Source organism: Bradyrhizobium sp. MI1.3, assembly GCF_055811695.1.
In genome coordinates this window covers 43,251-63,036 of the sequence record NZ_JBVVPQ010000027.1, presented here as the reverse complement: position 1 = coordinate 63,036, position 19,786 = coordinate 43,251, and the positions used below count along the sequence as shown (strand labels likewise).

The following is a 19,786-nucleotide window of genomic DNA, read 5'->3' as shown; positions in this document are numbered from 1 at the left end:
CCACAAAGCTTACCAAATAAGGTATTTTGATTAGTGAACGGCGCGGGCATATTGCGTCGTGACGGTGGGGGGTACTCGATCGTCCCGTTGCAGCTGGTTCGCCCACGTCCCTCGCGTCGAAAGCGGGTGTGTGCGCAAAGCGGCCGAGCGGATTTGAAAGACGGGGATCTGGGGGACCTCATGGTCCGGTCTTCGTAACATGAGCAACTTGGAGGTTTTTAATATGAAAGTGGTGAAGAGCCTTTTGCTCGGCACTGCGGCGGGTCTGATCGCCGTCAGTGGAGCTCAGGCGGCTGATCTTCCGGTCAAGGCCAAGGCGGTCGAGTACGTGAAGGTCTGCTCGCTCTACGGCGCGGGTTTCTACTACATCCCGGGCAGCGACACCTGCATCAAGCTGGGCGGCTATCTGCGTGCCGAAGTGGCGCTCAATGCCGGCGGCAACTACAGCGCCCAGTACAACAACGTCTTCGCGGCGAACAACCGCCTGACGAACTATTACTCGATGCGCGCCCGTGAAGATCTCAACATCGACACCCGCACCGCGACCGAGTACGGCGTTGTCCGCACCTATTTCGATGCGGTCTTCACCTGGACGACCGGCAACTATGTCGGCGCCGGTTCGGGAACGGGTGCCACCCAGTACAGCGGCACGCTCGGCCTCAACGCCGCAGGCACGGGCCTGATCGGCTCGACCAGCGGCGCCGTCAACGGCACCGACGGCACCACCTCGGGCGGTGCGCTCGGCGTCTACTACGCCTTCATCCAGTTCGCCGGCTTCACCATGGGTAAAGCCGTGTCGCAGTTCGACGCGCCCTGGATCAACTATCCCGGCAACAACTTCGACCAGCTCGTCGGCGGCAGCGGCAGCACCAACGGTGTTGCCCAGTTCACCTACACCGCCGATTTGGGCCAGGGCGTGACGGCGATCGTCTCGGCCCAGGACCAGACGCAGGTGTTCCAGACCGCGCTCTGGAACACGGCCGGCATGTCCACCACCGGCGTTCTCGGCGGTGCCTACGGCTCCAACGATCTCGGCGGCACCCGCTCCCCCGATCTCGTCGGCACGCTTCGGGTCGACCAGGCCTGGGGCCTGTTCCAGGCCTCGGTCGCGGCGCACGACAACCACGTCGGCTATTACGGCGCGAGCGAAGCCACCGGTCATCCTGAAGACAAGTGGGGCTGGGCTGTCCAGCTGGCTCTGTCGATCAAGAACATCCCGACCGGCGCCGGCGACGTGATCAACATCTCGGGCGTCTACACCGACGGCGCGAGCCGCTACAACTTCCAGGAGCTGGCAGCGACCAGCTACTCGATGTTCGGCGGTTCGGGCGGCGCGTATCAGAGCATCGGCTTCGCCGGCGTGTCTGACGCGGTGTTCGCACCCGGCAGCGGCCTCGAGCTGACCAAGACCTACGGCTTCCGTGGTGCCTACACCCACAACTGGAGCCCGTACTGGAACTCGGCGCTCTATGGTGCGTGGGCTGCCGTCAACTACAGCGGCACGGCCAAGGGCATGATCTGCGGCAGCGCCGCGTTCGCGACCCTGACCGGCACCTGCAACCCCGACTTCAACATCGGCCAGATCGGTGTCATCACCCGCTGGACCCCGGTCAAGAACCTGACCTTCTCGGCTGACTTCACCTACAGCCATCTTGACCAGAAGTACTCGGGCGTGATCACGACGCCGGCGCTCACCAGCGTTGCCAAGCCTGCGGCGGCCTATGAGCTGAAGGACCAGGACACCTACAGCCTGTTGGTTCGCGCCCAGCGCAACTGGTAAGCCTTGGTCTTCGGATATGACGCAGCCCCGGCGGGACACCGCCGGGGCTTTGTTATGAGATGAGCGCTTTTACGAAAGATGGCTTTCGGAAAATCCGGCAGCCTGTGCGGGCGACGAAGACGAGCCATGCGATTCAATCGGCCCCAAATTTATTTACTTACCTGAGTTACTAAGCTATATAACTCGAAGCCGATGACGAAAGTTGCGGCTCTGACTTGATGCTAAACCTCCAGAAACCTCCGGCAATGCCCTGCCGGAGGTTTTTCGTTCGGGGACACGGCTCTAGGATACGGTTCTAAGCGCGCATGACGCGCGCGCGGGAATTCGGCCGGTAGGCGAGGCGGCTGTGGCCGGCGCAATAGGACTGGCCGTCGGGCGCGGAGTTGCCGCAGAAGCAGAAATCGTCTGCGCCGGGCGTCGAGATCGGCCAACGGCAGCGGTTCTCGGCAAGTTCGAGTAGCGAGCAGCGATTGGCGTCGTCGATCGGAGCGGCGACCATCGGCGCACTGGTCTCGCCATAGATCGTGGCGAGCATCTCGTATTGCAGCCGCGGCACGGTCCGCTGCGTGCGCGAAGGCGCCAAGCCCCTGTCCTGAACCTTGCGGTCGTCGATGGTCCGGCCGCGCGTCAGATTGAGGCGAGACAGCTTGCCGATCACGGCATTGCGGCTGACGCCGATGTCGGCGGCGATCTCGCGGCAGGAGAGGCCGGCCTCGAAATGCTGCTTCAAAAGTTCAAGTCGTTCGTCGGTCCAGGTTGGTGAGAGAACAGGCATTGGTGCGGTCCCAGGTTGCAGATGTCGGCCAATCCGCCTCTCGAGATCCGTCCGCCTCACGTTCGGCGCGCGCTCACGTCCTGCCATTGTCGCGGATCGACAAAAGCCCGTCCTTGATGGCGAGACGGATGCCTTCCTCGATCAAGGTACGTGCGACGCCGGGAACGCTGGTGCCGTGGGTGCCCTGTCTCACCAGCTTCTCCAGATAGGTGATGGTCGAGAGCGCCAAGGTTACGGGAATGCGGTCAGTCTCGGCTTTTTCGGTGGCCATGGACGAACGCTAGCCTCATACGCGGGTACATAAAAGTTACGATTAAGACTCTATTTAGGTTTAGAGGCAGAAGTCAAATGCAGGCTGCGGCCCGTGTTCAGCCTGTTGGAATCGCGAGGGAAATTAGGCATGACAAGGCACGCCGCGCGGCAGGCAGGCGGCGGCGTAGCTTCGACCGGTCAGGCGTGGGCGGGTCGGCTCAGCCGTGCACGATCGCCTTTTCGATCATGCAATGGATGCCTTTGGAGCCGTTGACGGTTTGGGTCACCCGCAGATCGGCCGCCAGGCTGCACAGCGTATAGGCGTCCTCGCGCGACAAATTGCGCCTTTCGCCGAGCAGCACGATCATGTCGCGCAGTGCCCGCACCACGCACTGGTCGAGGTCGGGGTCCATGGCCATGGTCATGTAGTGCGTCGCCGTCTCGCCACGGGGATAGTCGAGCCTGAGGTCCTTGCGCAGCGTCAGACGGAAGCGGCCCTGGAGCGCGGTCTCGATCGCGGTGACGCAGACCTCGCCGTCGCCCTGCACGCCGTGGCCATCGCCGCAGGAGAACAGCGCGCCCGGGACGAACACCGGCAGATACAGCGTCGCCCCGACGCCAAGCTCCTTGTTGTCGAGATTGCCGCCCATGGCGCGCGGGACCAGCGAGGAGATGCGGCCCCAGGCGGGAGGCGGTGAAACGCCCATGACGCCGAAGAACGGCTTGAGCGGCAGGTCGAGCCCCCACGGCATGCGGGCGACCATCCGCGACCGGTCGAGCGGGATGTTCAGGATGCGCGTCTCGTGGAAATCGTCGGGCAGGGTGCCGGACAGCGGCTTGATCATGTTCCAGCCCCAATCCTGCCGGAGCTGGACGTCGAGGATCTCGACCGCGAGCACATCGCCGGGCTCGGCGCCCTCGACTGCGATCGGGCCGGTGAGGATGTGGCCCGGCAGCATGCGCTCGTTCTTGGCATGAACCTCGTGCATCTCGGGCGGAATGTGAAACTTGCTGCGGTCGGGCAGCATATCCGGACCGCCGCTGATGGTGTCGACCGTGACCTCGTCGCCGCTCGCGATGGTGAGGACGGGCTTGAGCGCAGCCTCGAAGAAGCCCCAATGACAGGTCTCGGGGCTGGAATGCAGGTGGTGATGGGTCATGTGGCGTCCGTCCGTTTCACAGGCCCGGGCTTGACCAGGCAATTGATCCTCTTCCAAGAAGCTTTCTGAAGATCGACGGGCGGGTCAAGCCCGCGCGCAACAGGCACGACCATTCCAGCGAGGCTCCCCTGCTTTTTGTCCTGTCCAAGACCCTCGGCGCCGCGGTGCTGCCGATCAACTTGATGATCGAGCTCGGAATCGTCTCGGTCGTCCTGATGGCGACGCGCTTTGCCGCCTTCGGCCGCAAGCTCGCCGCGGCCACGCTGATCATGCTGGCGCTCGCCGCGTTTTCGCCGCTCGGCAACCTCTTGCTCTATCCGCTGGAGTCGCGTTTTCCGCCGTGGGATCCGTCGCGCGGCGCGCCCGACGGCATCATCGTGCTCGGCGGCTCGGTCGACACCGATCTGTCGGCGGCACACCGCACGCCGGTCGTGGCGCACGCGGCCGATCGCCTGTTTGCGCCGGCCGAGCTCGCGCGCCGCTATCCGAACACGCGCGTTGTTTTCACCGGGGGCACCGCGAACCTGGTTTCGACGGACTCCCGGGAGGCCGACTACTCCGCGCCGATCCTGGAGAATCTGGGCATCGCGAAGCAGCGCCTGATCCTCGAGCGGGACTCTCGCAACACCTACGAGAATGCGATCTTCACCAGGCAATTGGTATCACCGAAACCGGGCGAACGCTGGCTCCTGGTCACCTCGGCCTTTCACATGCCGCGTTCGATGGGGATCTTTCGCAAGGCGGGATTTGACGTCGAAGCCTATCCCGTAGACTGGCGAATGGGCGGGCGTGACGATCTCTTCTCTTTCACCAATGTCGGCACGGACGGGCTCGGCCGAACCGAGGTCGCCGTGCGCGAATGGATCGGGCTCGTCGCCTACCGCCTGATGGGCCGGACTGGCGAGTTGCTCCCGGGACCGGCGAAGGACTAGAACCGTTCAACAAGCAATAACAGCGCCGGCGCGCGACGGCCGGCCGGGAGGACGCCATGCAACAGCAGAGTGCAGACAGCATCGATCTTGCCGGCCTCGTCACCGATCTCAACAGCCTGTTGCGGCTGAAGACCACGGTGATCGGCATGAAGCTGTTCGCGCGGACCGCGGACATGGAGGCAATCCCGAAGATCCGGCGGCCGAACGCGGTCCACACCACCGACCAGATCGTCAGCATGGCGGCGCGTCTGGGCTGGACCGTCGGCATCACCGCCGACGATCTCGTCGGCGCGCAATGCCGCGCCGTGATCGGTCTTGCACCGCAGGATGAGAAATGGCTCGCCGGCGAAAACTATGTCGGGGTCTGGCACGGCACGGCCGAGGACGCACGCAAGCGCCAGGAGGCGTTGGATGTGGTTCCGTTCGGGCAATATCAGGCGCTTGCGGTCAGCCCGCTGGCGAGCGGCCGGCTCGATCCGCCGGACATCTGTCTCGTCTATGCGACGCCGGGGCAGATGATCATCCTGATCAACGGGCTGCAATATACCGGCTACAAGAAGTTCGAATGGGGCGTGGTCGGCGAGACCGCCTGCGCCGACTCCTGGGGCAGGGCGCTCAAGAGCGGCGAGCCCAGCCTGTCCTTGCCATGCTATGCCGAACGGCGCTATGGCGGCGTGCCGGACGAGGAGATGCTGATGGCCTTGAAGCCCGAGCATCTCGCCAAGGCGGTTGTGGGCATGAAGGCGTTGGCCAAGAACGGACTGCGTTATCCGATCCCGCCCTATGGTATCCAAAGCGACGTCCGTGCCGGCATGGGCGTGAGCTACGCGAAGAAGTAAAGCAAAGGCCGACCATGAGCTCTGCGAAATTCGACATCGTCGTCTATGGCGCGACCGGTTTTACCGGCCAGCTCGTCGCCGAATACCTGACCCAGCATTACAAGAGCGACCATTCGCTCAAATGGGCGATGGCGGGCCGCAGCCTCGGCAAGCTGAAATCGGTCCGCGATGCGATCGGCGCGCCCGGGAATACAGAGCTTATTGTCGCTGATGCGTGGGATGCGGCCTCGCTGAAGGCGATGGCGGAACGGACGATGTCGGTGATCACCACCGTCGGGCCGTACCAGCTCTACGGCGAGGAACTGCTCGCGGCCTGCGTGGCCACGGGCACGGATTATTTCGATCTCTGCGGCGAGCCGATCTGGATGCGCCAGATGATCGACAAGTACGAGGCGGCTGCAAAAGAGAGCGGCGCGCGGATCGTGTTTTCCTGCGGCTACGATTCCGTGCCGTTCGAGCTCGGCACGTTCTTCGTCCAGGAAGAAGCCAAACGTGTGTTCGACGCGCCGGCCTCGCGGGTGAAAGGGCGTGTGCGCGACATGCGCGGCACGCTCTCGGGCGGCACCGCCGCGAGCGCGAAGGCGACCTTCGATGCGGTGGCCAAGGATCTCAGCCTTGTCGCCATTCTCAACGATCATTTTGCGCTGACGCCCGGCTTCACCGGCCCGAAGCAGCCGAAAGGCAACAGGGCCGCCTTCGAGGAGGACCTGCAATCCTGGGCGGCGCCGTTCATGATGGCGCTGATCAACACGCGCAACGTTCACCGCTCCAACATGCTGATGGGATTTCCCTACGGCCAGGACTTCGTCTACGACGAGATGGTCCTGACCGGTCCCGGCGAGAAGGGCGAGGCCAACGCCAAGCTCGTGATGGCTGCCAATGCGGGCAAGACCGGCCCCGACGCACCGAAGCCCGGCGAGGGGCCGTCGAAAGAAGAGCGCGACAACGGTCTGTTCGATCTGCTCTATATCGCGATCGCGCCCGATGGCCGCATGGTTCGCGCCGGCGTCACCGGCGACCGCGATCCCGGCTACGGGTCGACCTCGAAGATGATCTCCGAATGCGCGATCTGCATGCTGCGTGACACGACCGACGTCGCAGCCGGCTTCTGGACCCCGGGCGCGGCGATGCAGCACAAGCTGATCAAGCGGCTGCAGGAGAATGCTGGGCTGACCTTCGCTGTGGAAGCTTAAAGCCCACGATCCCCAGGAAGCCGATCCGTGCCCGCAAAATTCGACATCGTCGTCTACGGCGCAACCGGATATACCGGCCAGCTCGTCGCCGAGTACCTGGCCGCACATTACGTCGGTGACGGCGCGCCGACATGGGCGATGGCGGGGCGCAGCAGTGACAAGCTCGCATTGGTCCGCGATGCGATCGGCGCGCCTGCCGACACGCCGCTCATCGTTGCGGACGCAGCCGATTCTACGTCATTGCGGGCGATGGTCGATCAGGCGAAGCTGGTCGTCACCACGGTCGGTCCATACCAGCTCTATGGCTCCGATCTGCTTGCCGCCTGCGTCGCGTCGGGCACCGACTACATGGATCTCTGCGGCGAGCCGATCTGGCTGAAGCAGATGATCGACAAGCATGAAGCCGCAGCGAAAGCGAGCGGCGCCCGGATCCTGTTCTCCTGCGGATTCGACTCGGTGCCGTTCGAACTCGGTGCGTTCTTCGTGCAAGAGCAGGCCAAGCGCGCGTTCGGCGCACCGGCACCGCGCGTCAAGGGCCGCGTCCGCGACCTCAGCTGGAAATTCTCGGGCGGCACTTCGGCAAGTGCAAGGGTCACCTTTGAGGCGGTGGCGCAGGACCTCAGCCTGGTGTCGATCCTCAAAGACCCATTTGCCTTCACGCCGGGCTTCGAGGGACCGAAACAGCCGCGCGGCAACAGGCCCATCTTCGAGGAGGACCTGCAATCCTGGTCCGCACCGTTCGCGATGGCGATCCTCAACACGCGCAATGTCCATCGCTCCAACTTGCTGATGGGATTCCCGTATGGCCGGGATTTTGTCTACGACGAAATGGTGCTGACGGGGGCGGGGGAGGAAGGGCAGGCCAACGCCAAGCGCGTCATGGCCGCTAACAGCGAAAAGACCGGTCCTGAAGCGCTCAAGCCCGGCGAGGGCCCCTCAAAGGAGGAGCGCGACAACGGTCATTACGACCTGCTCTATGTCGCGATTGCTTCCGATGGCCGTCAGGTTCGCGCGGCAGTCAAGGGCGATCTCGATCCGGGTTATGCGTCGACGGCGAAGATCATCTCCGAATGCGCAATCTGCCTGTTGCGCGACACGCCGAACGTAGAGGCCGGCCTCTGGACTCCGGGAGCAGCGATGCAGCACAGGCTGATCAAGCGGCTGCAGGAGAATGCAGGGCTGACGTTCACGGTGGAGAAGTAGCTGTCACCTTCCCTTCTCCCAGGCGGCGAAACCGACCTTTCATCCTCAAGCCGTCTCGCGTGTTGAGCACGAGCAAGGTGATGTTCACAGCTCCTGCGGCAAGCTCGACAGCCTGCACCGCATAGAAGACTGCATCAAACTCGGCGGCGCTCGCCTTATGTGCGAGGAACAGTGCGGCGGGGACGAGGACCAGGACGCCATTGCCGGCGATCAGCGGCATTCGCTTGATCTTGGCGCCGACCAGGCCGGCTCGCCGACCCCGTGCCAGCGTAAGGCCCGTGCCCCCCGCCGCCGCCAGCGCCGGGACCAGCAAAAGAAAGCCCCATGGTATGGCGGTCTTGACGGCGGTGATGACGGCTTGGGATGCAAAAAGCTCGCTGAGTGCGGTCGACAACCAAAATGTCGAGATGGTCAGAAGCGCGATTGCGCCAGCAATGGGATGGATCACCTTGATCATGATTGGGTTCCCTTGACCGAAGACGGCCAGCCTGTTCAATGTGACATGATGATGTCGATATTTATGCTGCAGAGAACCATATTGACATTATGATGTCAACTAAGGCATGGTAACAATATGCGCGCTACCAAGCGATCCCCGGCCGGTGATGCTTTGACTGAGCTCATTCTCGATCTGTTCAGGGTCAACAACCTGACCGTGACGTGGGGCGACCGGCTGGTCGCTCCGCTCGGCCTGACCAGCGCGCGCTGGCAAATTCTGGGGGCAATCGTAGCCGCGGACCGCGCCCAGCCGGTCGCCTGGCTCGCCCGCGACCTCGGAGCGAACCGCCAGAACGTTCAGCGCATCGTCAATGACCTGGCCCAGGAAGGGCTCGTTACGTTCGAGCCCAATCCACATCACCGTCGCGCGCACCTTGTGGTGCTGACGGACAAGGGACGGAAGACTTACGACGCTGCCATCCGCCTGTATGACCCCAGAATCAACTCCCTGGTGCAAGGTCTCCCGATGGAAGACCTCAGGATCGCCGGTCGCCTCATGAAGGCGCTGCGCAAGAAGCTTGAAGACGAGGAGAGTGCTACAGGCGCCTGAGCGAATCCTCGTGCCGACGTCCGCTCACGTGGAGCCGAATGATCGGGGATTCGAAGATTGAGCAGGTCTATGGTCGGAAGACAATCCGGTGGTCATCCGCAGCGTCGTTCCAGGCCTCGGCTATCGCCGTGAGGGGCAACGTCTTCACCGGGGTGTCAAAACCGCCGGCTGGCAGAGCCGCCAAAAGTTCTCCGGCCCCCGAGATCAGTTCCGAAATCGAGAGACTGCCGATCCCGCTGCCAAGAATCTCCAGGCCAGAGCTGCGCAGCGCATGCGCCGAAAGTGGGATTGTTTCTCCAGCGATTGAGCCGAGCTGGACGTAACGAATGGCAGGTTCTCCACTGCGAGATCCGCGTCCGTCCGTTGCCGCAGCGATGACTCTGGTTGCGGGCTCCCCCCAGAGATAGTCGAGAACTACATCGATCTTTTCGGAGAACGCGCGTTGCAGCGAAGCGTCCACATTTTCGTCCAGTCGGATTGTCTCGACCGTCTTGGGGAACGCGGCGAGCTTGGTTGCATTTCGCCCGGTCACGATGATCCTGCTGGCGCCCAGATAGGAGGCGATCTGAACCGCCAGGCTTCCCGCCGACCCGGTCGCACCGTTAATCAGCACGGCCTCGCTCCGCACGAACTTCGCACGGCGCGTGAGAGCAACCCACGAAGAGAGCCCGCTGGTTACGACGGCAGCCGCCCGCGCGTCGTCAATACCATCGGGCACAGGCACGGTCGCGCTCGATGCGACCAGCGACTTCTCCGCCATGGAGCCGAACGGGGACTTGGGAAATATGAAATACACCCGTTCACCGGTGGAATTCATCCCAACCCCATCGACACCAGGCACGAAGCCAGCGCTGCCCGAACTGGTATTGCTCGTGTAGTGCTTGCCCGCGGCGAGACTTTTCACGATCGGGCTCAGCGGCGCGGCGAGAACGTCGATGACCGTTTCGCCAGCCTCCGCGCAAGGCTCTGCAAACTCGCCAAAGGTCGGTGAAGAACCAAACGAATGAACAATTGCAGCTCGCATTGACTATCCCTTCACGGCGACAGGCGGTGGCGCTTGGAGGGCCACCGCTGCAAGTGCATCGGAGACCGCCGCGCGCAACGGCGTCGTCGGACGACCAATAAGGTCGCTCAAGTCGCGCCGATCGTCGAACAGATCGCCCTTTGCCGCTGCGATGTCGAACCCGACGAGCATGCGCGCCACCGGCTCGGGAAGGTCCGCGCCAATGAGCGCCTCACCAAACCCTGCTTCCGACATGTTCCTGTAGACGATTGGTTTGCCTGTCTGGCGCGCAACTTCGGCCGCCAGTTCGGCAAGCGTGTAGGGCTCGTCGCCCGCCAATTCGTAAACCTTGCCCGATTGATCCTCCCGCGACGTCAGGACTGCGGCGGCGGCATCCGCGTAGTCGAGGCGGCTCGCCGACGCGATGCGCGCTTCGCCGGCGCAGCCGACAAACGCACCATGCGCAAGCGCCATTGGCAACGCGCCGAGATAGTTTTCGGTGTACCAGCCGTTGCGCAGCAACACATATGGCACGCCGCTCGCCTTCAGCAGCGTCTCGGTCGCCCGATGATCGGCGGCAAGCTCCAGTGTCGAAATGTCTGCATGCAGCAAGCTGGTATAGGCGATTAGCTCAACCGCAGATTCCTTCGCCGCGGTGATCGCGTTCTCATGCTGGCGAACCCGCTTGCCGGGCTCGCCGGCCGAGATCAGCAACAGCTTCCTTACGCCGGCGAAAGCACGTTCCAGGCCCGTGGGATCGTCGTAGTCGCCTGGGCGGACGGCAGCTCCTTCAGCCTTGAAGGCCTCTGCTTTGGCTGGATCTCGGACGACGGCTGTAATCTGCTGTGCTGGCACAGCCTTCAACAAGGAATGGATGACAAGCCGGCCGAGTTGGCCAGTGGCACCGGTCACTGCAATCATGGGATGGTCTTTCCAATATGGTTATGCAGCTTATGGATGTGACATTGGTTATAATGACTATGTTTCAACGCTCTGCGACTGGTTCTTCTTGCGCCGTCCATGACGCGGCCGAGTACGGTTCGACCTGATGCGCTTACACCGCCCGCGCGTCGTACGCGTACATGAACTCCATGCTCTTTGCGCCCAGGGGCAGCAGCCACTTCATCATTTGATTTCGCATCCACGCGCCGGTGGCGCTGAACTCGCGCTTGCTGTTGCCGTTGCGGCGGGCCATGGCGACGATCTTTTCCGTGCGAGGGCGTCGTTCGGCCTCGAAGGCCTGGAAGGTGACGCCGAGCTCCTGGCCTTGCTGCATCAACCGGGCGAGGCGCATCGCATCTTCCAGCGCGAGCGAGGCGCCTTGACCGGCATGCGGGCTGGTCGCATGGGCGGCATCGCCGATCAGCAGCGAGCGCTTGCGCGACCAGGTCGGCAGGGTGGCGACGTCGAGCGTGTCGGTGACCACGATGTTCTCGGCTGCATCGATGATGCCAGGGATCGGGTCGTGCCAGCCGTGGTGGAAGCCGCGCAGGTGTTGCTTCAGCGTTGCATCGTCGAGCGCGCGAAACATCGCCGCGTCCATGCCGTGCGCCGGCTGCGTGCTCCACCACATCACGCCGTCGTTCGGATCGGGACTGCAATAGCCATAGCCGAAGAAGCCGCTCTGCCCGAACGTGGTCTCGACGTGCCGACCGATCGGTCGGCCACCGAGGACGGCGTGCGGCACGAAGCCGCCGAAGCCGATCAGCCCGGTGTCGAACGGTTGCGGCCCGTCCGGCACCACTTGGCGGCGCGTCACTGAGTGCACGCCGTCGGCGCCGATCAGGAAGTCGCCTTCGGCCGTGGTGCCGTCGGCGAAGTAGGCGATGATCGGCTGGTCGCCGCAATCCTCGATCTTGATCAGGCGCTTCTCGAAATAGAGTGAAACGCAGGCGCACCAGGCCTTGTCGATCAGCATCTCGTTCAGCGTGGCGCGGCAGACATTGACCGCGGGCTGGCCGAAACGCCGCGCCATGTCGCGGTTGATCGAGCCGAGCCTCTCTCCGCTTTGCGAATAGAAGTCGAAGGACTCCGCGATCGAGCCGCGGCTGATCAGCTCGTTCGAAAGGCCGATCTCGTCCATGACCTGCATGCCGTTCGGTGCGATCTGAAGGCCGCCGCCGATGCCTTTCGAATAGGGCCAGGCCTCGTAGATCGCGGACTCGATGCCGGCGCGGCGCAGCAGGATGGCTGCCACGGGCCCGGCGATGCCGGCGCCGATGATCAGGGCCTTGCGGGGAGGATAGGACATGGCTTGCTCCCGACGTTTCCGTGGTGCTAGGAGAATTATGGTCGCTAAATATCTTAGTGACTAAGATATATATTGACTAAGATACGAGGTCTGCCTTGTCAAGGACGAAGGCGCGCGCTGCGCTGCTGCAGGAACTCGAGGAGGCGATGCGCAGATCGTCCGCGCAGGGCGTGCTCTATGGCCAGACCGTTGCGAACGTTGCCGGAATTGCCAATTCCGACCTTGAATGCATGGACATCCTGTATCTGGAAGGCCGTGTCACCGCCGGCCGGCTCGCCGAAGTCACGGGGCTCACGACCGGCGCCATCACCGGCGTGGTCGACCGGCTCGAGAAGGCGGGCCTGGTCCGTCGTGAGCGCGACGATGCCGACCGTCGCAAGGTCTTCATTGCCGTCGTGCCGGAGGCGATAGAAAGACTCGGCCAGTTCTACGTGCCGATGCAGCAGGCGATGGAGAGGGTTTTTGGCGGCTATTCCGACCAGGAATTGCGCCTGCTGCTGCGCTTCGCCAATGAGGGCTACAAGGGCGTGCTGGCGGCGACTGCGGCGCTTAAGGGCCTGCTCGATACGCCGCCGGAAAAGCGTCCCACTCTCAAGCTGAAGAAGCTTCGTCGCCAGCCCTAGCCTTGTAGACCTGTGCAGCCGCGATCATGCCCCACATCGCGCCCAGCATCATCCAGAAGTGCCGCCAGTGGTCGGTGTCGATCACGAAGCTTTCGCCGACGGTGCCGACGAAGGCCGAGAACACCGCAAGATAAGCGCGCTGCCACGGCACAGGCACGAAGATGTGCCTGACACCCATGATGACAGTCGTGAAGACCAGCGCGGGATAGCAGATGCCGGACAGCCAGCCGCCGGACATGAAGGCGTTGAGATAGGAGTTGTGGGTGTCCTCGGGGAAGAAGCGGTGAAATTGCAGAGGGCCGATCCCGAACGGCAGGTCGAGCGCCATCTCCGCTCCCAGGATGTGCCGGCCGAACCGGCCGAACCTGCCTTCGTCATAGCTCTGGTCGAAACTCGCGCGCTGCTTGAACATCTCGGCGGTGGAATCGAACGACATCAACACCGCGATCAGCGCGAGGCCCAGCACCGCGGCGAGGATCGCCATGACGATGATGCGCGAGCGCTGCGCGTTGGTGCGGCTGGTCAGCACCATCAGCGCCAGCATGAAGGCGGATGTCAGCACCAGCCCGCCCCAGGCGGCGCGGGAGAACGCGAGCAGGATCGCCAGCGACATGATGCCGAAGGCGATGACGTTGCGAAACGCCTTGCCGGCCTTGTCGGAAACCACGCTCTGCAGCGAGAACAGTGCCGGCAGGATCAGGAAGGCGCCGAGCACGTTCGGATCCTTGAAGGTGCCGCGCGCGCGTCCATACAGCGTGAGGAGATCGTCGCCGCCGGGAACCAGGTGGAAGTAGCCGGCGACGGCCGAGAGCGAGGCGACCATCGCGCCGACCACGAGCCCGCGGCGGAGCATGTCAAGCCGGGCCGCGGTGTCCTCCGACGTGACCATGGCGAAGAACACGACTGTCACCGCCATGTACCAGGAGGTCGCAATCCAGCTTACCACCTCGGACTGCTCGAACAGCGGGATCGCGCTGATCGTGTAGCCGACATTGAGCAGGATCAGCATCAGCACCAGCGGCATCAAAGCGAGCCGCAGACGCAGGCCGGTGGCGAAGAAGGTGACGGTGGCCAGCAGCGTCACGATCTCGTAGGGGCTCGGCTCGATGAAGACGATCGCGCCGGAGGCGCCGACCAGCCATACCAGCGCGCGCTGGAGCGCCAGCACGCCGGGCGCAGCGCGAACGGCTGCATTCATCTCCCCGGCTGTTGCCGCATACGCCATCACATGCTCACGCTATTCTTACCACACAACTTCCGCCGTCATGCCCCGCGAAGGCGGGGCATCCAGTACTCCGAGCCGTTGGTGGCAGTTTCCGCTGCCGGTGATTACTGGATCGCCCCGTCAAGCCGGGCGATGACAGCGTAGCTCGGGCACGACAAACTCAATACGCGTTCTCGTTCTTGGTCAGCAGCGAGATCGGCGTCTTTAGCAGAATGACAAGATCGAACAGCACCGACCAGTTCTCGATGTAATAGAGATCGAACTCGACGCGTTTCTGGATCTTCTCTTCATTGTCGATCTCGCCGCGCCAGCCGTTGATCTGGGCCCAGCCGGTGATGCCGGGCTTGACCCGATGGCGGGCGAAATAGCCGTCGACGGCTTCGTCGAACAGGCGGCTCTGCAGCTTGCCCTGCACCGCATGTGGACGCGGGCCGACCAAAGAGAGATCGCCGGAGAAGACCACGTTGAAGAGCTGCGGCAACTCGTCGAGGCTGGTCTTGCGGATGAAGCGGCCGACGCGGGTGACGCGCGAGTCGTTCTTGGTCACGACCTTCGAGGCCGTCGGATCAGCCTGGTGATGGTACATCGAGCGGAACTTGTAGACGTCGATGCGCTCGTTGTTGAAGCCGAAGCGCTTTTGTCGGAACAGCACGGGGCCGGGGCTGTCGAGCTTCACGGCCATCGCCACCAATCCCATCACCGGCAAGGCCACGAGCAGCGCGAGGGTGCCGACCACGCGGTCGAACAGCCATTTCATCACCAGGTCCCAGTCGGTGATCGGCGCCTCGAACACGTCGAGCGTCGGTACCTCGCCGATATAGGAATAGGAGCGGGGGCGGAAGCGCAGCTTGTTGGTGTGCGCGGAGAGGCGGATATCCACCGGCAGCACCCAGAGTTTCTTCAGCATCTCCAGGATGCGCGTCTCGGCGGAGATCGGCAGCGCGAACAGCACGAGATCGACGCGGGTGCGGCGGGCGAACTCGACGATGTCGTCGACCTTGCCGAGCTTGCGCGCGCCGGCACAGGTGTCGAGCGCGCGGCTGTCGTTGCGGTCGTCGAACACGCCGAGCACGTGGATGTCGGAATCCTCCTGCCCTTTCAGGGCCTCGACCAATTGTTCGCCGTTGCGGTCGGAGCCGACGATGATAGTGCGTCGGTCGAGCCGGCCCTCGCGCCCCCAGGCGCGCACCAGCGAGCGCAGCACCAGACGCTCGCAGAGGAGCGCGGCAAGCCCGAGGACGTAAAAGGCGGCAAGCCACAGCCGCGATATTTCGCTGCCGAACTTGGCGAAGAAGGAGATGCCGATGAACAGCAGGAAGACGAACGACCAGGACGAGATCATCCGAGTCATCTGCCGGAGCTGACCACGGAACAGCTGCACCTGATAGATGTCGGCGGCCTGGAAGCAGACCACGGCGGAGATCGCGACGGCGATGATCTGCGCGGGATAGATCCAACTGAAGGAGCCGGCGTGCGGCATGACATAGCCGAGATAGAGTACGATGCCGACGAGGCTCAGCAGCGCGAAATCGGCGAGGCGTACGAAGCCGGTGATCACGATCGGCGAATAGGCGCGGGCGACCTTCTGGTTGACGACGTCAAGCGCGGCGAGCGAGAGCCGCTGGCGGCGCTCCACAAAGGGCTGGTCAGCCGGCTTCGCCGCGGCGCTGGTCGCGGCATCGAGCATCGAGCGTGCGTTGAGCGGTTCCACGGGAGTCCACGTCCATTCCAAAAACCCGCGGGCCGCGTCCTTGCGCCCCGGGCGAGCATCCCCTGGGCCTTGGATTATCGGACAAATCGGAAGATTCTCTAAAGCGGGTCTTAAGAATGGTTAGTGATTGGTAAATGCGTCGCGATAGCCCGCGAGCACGCCCTCGACCATCGCCTGCTGGGAGAAATGCGCGGAGATGCGCTCGCGAAGCGACGAGGCGCGCTGCGCTGTTCCCAGCGGATTATCGAGCGCGGCCGCAATCGCTTCCGCCATGGCCTCCGCGTTGCTCGGCGCAAACAGCGCTGGGTTCTCCGCGCCGAAAATCTCGGGAATGCCGCCGATCTTGGACGCGATCATCGGAATGCCGGCGGCACCGGCCTCGATCACGACATAGGGCATGGAATCGCCACGCGAGGGAACGACCAGCAGCCGCCCCTTGGAGAAGCCGTAGCGTGCCTTGACGTGACCGATGAAGCGGATGGCGCTGGAGAGGCCGAGCCGCTCGACTTGCGCTTTCAGCGCCGCGGTCTCCTCACCATCGCCGCCGAGCGTCAGTGTGACCTTCTTGCCGCCCTCGTGCAGGCGCGCCACCGCTTCGACCAGCAGATCGGCGCCCTTGATGTGCCTGAACTCACCGACATAAGCGAGGTCGGTGGCGTCGTCGGCCATGACGACAGGTTCGAATTCCTCCGGCGTCACGCCATTGAAGACGCAATGCACCACGCCCTTCGGCTTGCCGACGATGCGCTGATAGGTGTCGCGGGCAAACGCGCTTTCGAACAGGAACAGGTCGGTCGCGTCCATCAGCGCACGCTCGAGCCGCGCGTAAAACTCGCCCTTGAAGGTGTTGAGGGGATAATGCAATGAGCCGCCATGCGGGGTGTAGACGCGGATGGTGTCGTCGGATCGCCGCCGCATTCGGATGAAAGCGCCGGCCTTGGCGCCGTGGCCATGCATCACGTCGGGCTTGAGCGTGGCGATCAGGCGCCGCAAGCGGAACCAGACCAGGACATCGTCGGGCGAGGGTTCGCGGCGGATCGCCATCCGGTGCACACCGAGTTTCAGCCGCGGTGCGAGTTCGGCAAGGGCCTTGTCGGCGCGTTCACCGCCGGTGAGACTGTCGGCGAGGATGCCGACATGATGGCCACGATCGACCTGGCCGTTGGCGACGTCGAGGATGTGGCGGAAGATGCCGCCGACCGGAGCGCGCACGGCGTGCAGGATGCGAAGCGGCTGGTCGGGAGAGGGGGGCATGATCAAAACCAGCGCTCGACGGCGAATGCTCGAACAATCTGACGAAATATCGAGACGGATTAAGAGCCCTCGTGGTTAACAAACGGTGACGGACGTGCACGCGCGAGCTGCCGCACGCCACGATTAACCCAGCGGCAACCTTAATGGAGTGTAATCGCCCTGGTTGAGGTAGGTTCGTGGCGTTGCGCCTGCGGGAGTGTTCGATGCGTTTAGCGTTCTGGCGTGCCGGCAAGGACAAGGCGGTGGTCGAGCGGGCTGTCGCGAAGGCCGCAGCCAAGCGGGCCGAGCTCGAGCCCCGGATTGAAGCAAAGCCTGCGCCCATCGCACCGAGGCCGGCGCCAATCGAATCCGGCGACATCGACCTGCACGCACTCGGCGCGGCATTGGCGCGCAAGCGCAGCTGGATCATCGTGCCGACGGTGCTGGCGCTCGTCGCATCGGTCGCGATCGTCAATCTCATCACGCCGCGCTACAAGTCCGAATCCCGCATCCTGATCGACGGCCGCGAGAACGTGTTTCTGCGCCCCAACAGCGATCGCGCCGAGGAACGGCAGGCGCTCGACGCCGAAGCCGTCACCAGCCAGGTGCAGCTCGTGCTGTCGCGCGATCTCGCGCGCGAGATCATCAAGAAGAACAAGCTTGCGGAGCGGCCCGAGTTCGATCCGGTGCTGCAAGGCATTTCGCCACTGAAGTCGCTTGCGGCGCTGATCGGCATCGGCCGCGATCCGTTCTCGATGACGCCCGAAGAGCGCGTGCTGGACGCCTATTACGAGCGCCTCCAGGCCTACGCCGTCGACAAGTCACGCGTGATCGTGATCGAATTCCAGTCTGCCGATCCCGATCTCGCCGTGCGCGTCGCCAATTCGATCGCCGACGGCTATCTCGTGCTCCAGCAGGATGCGCGTCAGGATCAGGCCCGAAACGCCAGCCAGTGGTATGCCGGCAGGATCGACGAGCTGCGACGGAACGTCTCCGAGGCCGAAGCGAAGGCCGAGGACTTCCGCTCCAAGTCGAGCCTGTTCGTCGGCACCAACAACACGACCTTGTCGAACCAGCAGATGGGCGAGGTCAACACCCAGCTCAACAATGCGCGCGCGCTCAAGGCCGATGCCGAGTCCAAGGCGCGCCTGATCCGCGAGATGATTCAGAGCGGCAAGCCGATCGAATCGTCGGAAGTGCTGAACTCGGAATCGATGCGCACGCCTTCGCAGCAGCGCGTGGCGTTGCGGGCCCAGCTGGCCGAGCAATCCTCGACGTTGCTCGGCAACCATCCACGCATCAAGGAATTGAAGGCGCAGCTCGCCGACCTGGACACCCAGATCCGCGACGAGGCCGCCAAGCTCGCCCGCACGCTCGAAAACGATGCGCGGGCCGCCAGCGGGCGCGTCCAGGAATTGTCCGCAAGCCTCGAGCAGCTCAAGAAGCAGGCGACGGCCACCAACGGCCAGGACGTGCAGCTCCGCGCCCTCGAGCGTGAGGCCAAGGCACAGCGCGACCTGCTCGAAACCTATCTCGCGAAATACCGTGAAGCCAACACCCGCGAGACCATCGACACCGCGCCGACGGATGGCCGCATCATCTCGCGCGCCATCGTCTCGAACACGCCGGCCTATCCGAAGAAGCTGCCGATCGTGCTGATCGCGACGATCGCGACACTGCTGCTTTCGTCCGGCGTCGTCGTCACCGGAGAGTTGTTGCGCCAGACTGCGCCCCGGGCGGTCGCGGTGTTCGCGCCAGCGCGGGCGTCGGCTCGCCAGGAACAAATCGTCCAACCAGCGGTCGTCGAGCCCTTCGCCGATCCGGTCGTCGATCCAGTCATGGCAGAACCCGCGCCGCTCCAGCCGGAGATGACGACCGATGCCGATGTCACCGCATTCGCGGAGATCGAGCATCTGGCCGACAGCCTCCGCGCCGCCGGAGCCATGGCGAAAAAGGTTACGGTACTCGGCACTGCCAGCGGCGAAGCCATCACGCTGTCGACGCTGACCTTGGCCCGGCACCTGGCGCGCGATGCGCGGGTCGTCGTGGTCGATCTTGCCGCGTCCTCGCCGACCATGGCCGCCGTGTCCGTCGATGCCTCGGCCCCCGGTCTTGCCGAACTGATGCAGGGCGAGGCGTCGTTCGCGCAGATCATCACCCGGGACAAGCTTTCGCGGCTGCATCTGGTCATGGCCGGCCGTCCCGGCTTCGATCGCAGCCTGTTGCAGTCGCCGCGCGTGACGCTCGCGATCGACGCGCTGCTGCGCGCCTACGACCACGTGCTGCTCGATGCCGGCAGTGCCTCCGATCTTCCGGCTGAGCTCCTGACGGCGAATGCCCGCGCCGTCGTGGTGCCCGACGCGTCGATGGCGCCGGATGCGCGCGCGCTGATGCGCGAGCAGCTCAGCGCCGTCGGCTTCAGCGAAGTGACGATGCTGAGCAGGCCGGTGCAGCCGTCGGATGCGAGGGATGCGCCGCGGGTCGTGGCGGCGTGATGTCCTTGCCTCTCCGTGGGGACCGAGCGAGCGCCTCGTCCTTCGAGACGACCGCTTCGCGGT

18 protein-coding genes are annotated in these 19,786 nt (G+C 63.9%); 8 read left to right on the top strand and 10 right to left on the bottom strand.

Translation table 11 applies throughout. From position 1 onward, the window contains the following. Window positions 1-223 precede the first annotated feature (223 nt). Window positions 224-1,780: a porin gene (locus tag AC0L3A_RS20805; protein ID WP_473255101.1), complete on the top strand. Its 1,557-nt coding sequence runs from the start codon at window positions 224-226 to the stop codon at window positions 1,778-1,780. A 295-nt stretch (window positions 1,781-2,075) separates the two neighbouring features. On the opposite strand, the gene AC0L3A_RS20800 is transcribed toward AC0L3A_RS20805, so the two are convergent. The 3 genes from AC0L3A_RS20800 to AC0L3A_RS20790 form a co-directional block, all read right to left on the bottom strand. Further along, window positions 2,076-2,555: a GcrA family cell cycle regulator gene (locus AC0L3A_RS20800; protein WP_473255100.1), complete on the bottom strand. Its 480-nt coding sequence runs from the start codon at window positions 2,553-2,555 to the stop codon at window positions 2,076-2,078. A 73-nt stretch (window positions 2,556-2,628) separates the two neighbouring features. Next, window positions 2,629-2,826: a hypothetical protein gene (locus AC0L3A_RS20795; protein WP_007603456.1), complete on the bottom strand. Its 198-nt coding sequence runs from the start codon at window positions 2,824-2,826 to the stop codon at window positions 2,629-2,631. 199 nt (window positions 2,827-3,025) lie between these two features. Continuing rightward, entirely contained in the window at window positions 3,026-3,967 is a 942-nt protein-coding gene (locus AC0L3A_RS20790) for an acetamidase/formamidase family protein (protein ID WP_473255099.1), read from the bottom strand. A 182-nt stretch (window positions 3,968-4,149) separates the two neighbouring features. Between AC0L3A_RS20790 and AC0L3A_RS20785 the strand changes: the two genes are divergently transcribed. Genes AC0L3A_RS20785 through AC0L3A_RS20770 form a run of 4 tightly spaced genes read left to right on the top strand, consistent with a single transcriptional unit; the run spans window position 4,150 to window position 8,134 of the window. Beyond that, on the top strand, window positions 4,150-4,899 hold the full coding sequence (locus AC0L3A_RS20785; RefSeq protein ID WP_245286059.1) for a YdcF family protein: 750 nt from the start codon (window positions 4,150-4,152) through the stop codon (window positions 4,897-4,899). A 56-nt stretch (window positions 4,900-4,955) separates the two neighbouring features. Further along, on the top strand, window positions 4,956-5,738 hold the full coding sequence (locus AC0L3A_RS20780) for a DUF169 domain-containing protein (RefSeq protein WP_007603460.1): 783 nt from the start codon (window positions 4,956-4,958) through the stop codon (window positions 5,736-5,738). A gap of 14 nt (window positions 5,739-5,752) precedes the next feature. Then, window positions 5,753-6,931, top strand: coding sequence for a saccharopine dehydrogenase family protein (locus AC0L3A_RS20775; protein ID WP_473255098.1), 1,179 nt, complete (start codon window positions 5,753-5,755; stop codon window positions 6,929-6,931). Between the two features lie 27 nt (window positions 6,932-6,958). Further along, entirely contained in the window at window positions 6,959-8,134 is a 1,176-nt protein-coding gene (locus AC0L3A_RS20770; protein WP_473255097.1) for a saccharopine dehydrogenase family protein, read from the top strand. Here AC0L3A_RS20770 and AC0L3A_RS20765 read toward each other — a convergent pair. After that, on the bottom strand, window positions 8,118-8,591 hold the full coding sequence (locus AC0L3A_RS20765) for a hypothetical protein (RefSeq protein WP_007603463.1): 474 nt from the start codon (window positions 8,589-8,591) through the stop codon (window positions 8,118-8,120). The genes AC0L3A_RS20770 and AC0L3A_RS20765 overlap by 17 nt on opposite strands. A 117-nt stretch (window positions 8,592-8,708) precedes the next feature. On the opposite strand from AC0L3A_RS20765, the gene AC0L3A_RS20760 reads away from it, so the two are divergent. Continuing rightward, the gene (locus AC0L3A_RS20760; protein ID WP_219682247.1) at window positions 8,709-9,182 is read left to right on the top strand and encodes a MarR family winged helix-turn-helix transcriptional regulator; all 474 of its coding nucleotides are present in this window, start codon (window positions 8,709-8,711) and stop codon (window positions 9,180-9,182) included. A 67-nt stretch (window positions 9,183-9,249) separates the two neighbouring features. Here the strand turns inward: AC0L3A_RS20760 and AC0L3A_RS20755 are convergent, their stop codons facing one another. The 3 genes from AC0L3A_RS20755 to AC0L3A_RS20745 form a co-directional block, all read right to left on the bottom strand. Continuing rightward, on the bottom strand, window positions 9,250-10,206 hold the full coding sequence (locus tag AC0L3A_RS20755) for a quinone oxidoreductase family protein (RefSeq protein WP_219682246.1): 957 nt from the start codon (window positions 10,204-10,206) through the stop codon (window positions 9,250-9,252). Window positions 10,207-10,209: 3 nt separating this feature from the next. Then, window positions 10,210-11,106, bottom strand: coding sequence for an SDR family oxidoreductase (locus tag AC0L3A_RS20750; protein WP_473255095.1), 897 nt, complete (start codon window positions 11,104-11,106; stop codon window positions 10,210-10,212). Between the two features lie 133 nt (window positions 11,107-11,239). Beyond that, on the bottom strand, window positions 11,240-12,436 hold the full coding sequence (locus tag AC0L3A_RS20745) for an FAD-dependent monooxygenase (protein ID WP_473255094.1): 1,197 nt from the start codon (window positions 12,434-12,436) through the stop codon (window positions 11,240-11,242). Window positions 12,437-12,582: 146 nt separating this feature from the next. Between AC0L3A_RS20745 and AC0L3A_RS20740 the strand changes: the two genes are divergently transcribed. Then, window positions 12,583-13,059, top strand: a complete 477-nt coding sequence (locus AC0L3A_RS20740; protein ID WP_473255119.1) for a MarR family winged helix-turn-helix transcriptional regulator — start codon at window positions 12,583-12,585, stop codon at window positions 13,057-13,059. Here the strand turns inward: AC0L3A_RS20740 and AC0L3A_RS20735 are convergent. From AC0L3A_RS20735 to AC0L3A_RS20725, 3 genes are all read right to left on the bottom strand, one after another. Then, window positions 13,028-14,284 carry an O-antigen ligase family protein gene (locus tag AC0L3A_RS20735; RefSeq protein ID WP_354128899.1) on the bottom strand — a complete coding sequence of 419 codons (1,257 nt, stop codon included), beginning with the start codon at window positions 14,282-14,284 and terminating at the stop codon, window positions 13,028-13,030. The genes AC0L3A_RS20740 and AC0L3A_RS20735 overlap by 32 nt on opposite strands. A 160-nt stretch (window positions 14,285-14,444) precedes the next feature. Further along, on the bottom strand, window positions 14,445-15,995 hold the full coding sequence (locus tag AC0L3A_RS20730; RefSeq protein ID WP_473255092.1) for an undecaprenyl-phosphate glucose phosphotransferase: 1,551 nt from the start codon (window positions 15,993-15,995) through the stop codon (window positions 14,445-14,447). Window positions 15,996-16,115: 120 nt separating this feature from the next. Beyond that, complete coding sequence (locus tag AC0L3A_RS20725; protein WP_473255090.1) at window positions 16,116-17,249, bottom strand: glycosyltransferase family 4 protein; 1,134 nt, start codon at window positions 17,247-17,249, stop codon at window positions 16,116-16,118. 203 nt (window positions 17,250-17,452) lie between these two features. Between AC0L3A_RS20725 and AC0L3A_RS20720 the strand changes: the two genes are divergently transcribed. Continuing rightward, window positions 17,453-19,723 (top strand): GumC family protein, encoded by a 2,271-nt coding sequence (locus AC0L3A_RS20720; protein WP_473255089.1) that lies wholly within the window; start codon window positions 17,453-17,455, stop codon window positions 19,721-19,723. Window positions 19,724-19,786 lie beyond the last annotated feature (63 nt).